This window comes from Stenotrophomonas sp. PS02301 (assembly GCF_029959485.1).
Lineage (GTDB): Bacteria > Pseudomonadota > Gammaproteobacteria > Xanthomonadales > Xanthomonadaceae > Stenotrophomonas > Stenotrophomonas maltophilia_Z.
This window is the reverse complement of sequence record NZ_JASCOO010000196.1, coordinates 1-1,082: the sequence shown is the minus strand read 5'-3', so window position 1 is coordinate 1,082 and position 1,082 is coordinate 1. Positions and strand designations below refer to the sequence as shown.

The 1,082-nt window shown below is 71.6% G+C and carries 1 protein-coding gene; it reads right to left on the bottom strand.

What is annotated here, in order from left to right; translation table 11 throughout:
* Positions 1 to 72 precede the first annotated feature (72 nt).
* On the bottom strand, positions 73 to 954 hold the full coding sequence (gene folD / locus QMX81_RS20885; protein ID WP_152150574.1) for a bifunctional methylenetetrahydrofolate dehydrogenase/methenyltetrahydrofolate cyclohydrolase FolD: 882 nt from the start codon (positions 952 to 954) through the stop codon (positions 73 to 75).
* Positions 955 to 1,082: the final 128 nt, after the last annotated feature.

The window sequence follows — 1,082 nt, the reverse complement described above, 5'->3', positions numbered from 1 at the left end:
GGGTTGCCGGCCAGCGGCCGGCACTACCGGGAAGCTTTACGGGCTGCCGACCAGCGGTCGGCACTACCCGGGTCAGAAGGCTTCGGCCGCCTCGATGGTGTTCTGCATCAGCGTGGCCACGGTCATCGGCCCGACCCCGCCCGGCACCGGGGTGATCCAGCTGGCGCGCTGGGCGGCCGCCTCGAAGCCGACGTCACCCACCAGGCGGCCATCGTCCAGGCGGTTGATGCCCACGTCGATCACGACCGCGCCCGGCTTGACCCATTCACCCGGGACGATGCCCGGGCGGCCCACCGCGACCACCAGGATGTCGGCGTTGCGCACCGACTGCTCCAGCACGTCCTTGGGGGTGAACTTGTGGCAGCTGGTCACGGTGCAGCCGGCGATCAGCAGCTCCAGGCCCATCGGGCGGCCGACGTGGTTGCTGACGCCGACGATGGTGGCGTTGCGCCCACGCACCGGCTGATCGGTGTGGCCCAGTAGGGTCACGATGCCGCGCGGGGTGCACGGGCGGAGGCCGAACTCACGCAGGGCCAGATGGCCGACGTTTTCCGGGTGGAAGCCGTCCACGTCCTTGCGCGGGTCGATGCGGTGGATCAGGCGATTGGCGTCCGGGATGCCCGGCAGCGGCAGCTGGACCAGGATGCCGTGGATCTTCGGATCGGCGTTGAGCTGGTCGATCAACGTCAGCAGCTCGGCCTCGGTGGTCCCGGCCGGCAGATCGTAATCAAAGGCTTCGATACCCACTTTCTCCGCCGCGCGGCGCTTGTTGCGCACGTAAACGGTCGAGGCCGGGTCGCCACCCACCAGCACCACGGCCAGGCCCGGACGGCTGCCACCGGCAGCCAGGCGGGCATCGACCCGGACCTTGAGGCTGTCCAGCAGGTCTTCGGCGATGCGGCGGCCGTCGAGAATGCGGGCGGAAGAAGCGGTGTCGGAAGTCGGTGAGCTCATCGAGGGCGGCAGGCGTGGGGGCGACGGTCGTCTATTGTCCCCGATTCGGCCCGCCCCGCCCACCGGTAGTGGGGGGGGGGGGGGGGCGGCGCCCCCCGCCCCCCCCCCCCCCCCCCCCCGGGGGGGCG

Bases quoted from the DNA above. Each gene is read 5' to 3' on its own strand.
- folD (WP_152150574.1), bottom strand. From the start codon at position 954: ATGAGCTCACCGACTTCCGACACCGCTTCTTCCGCCCGCATTCTCGAC.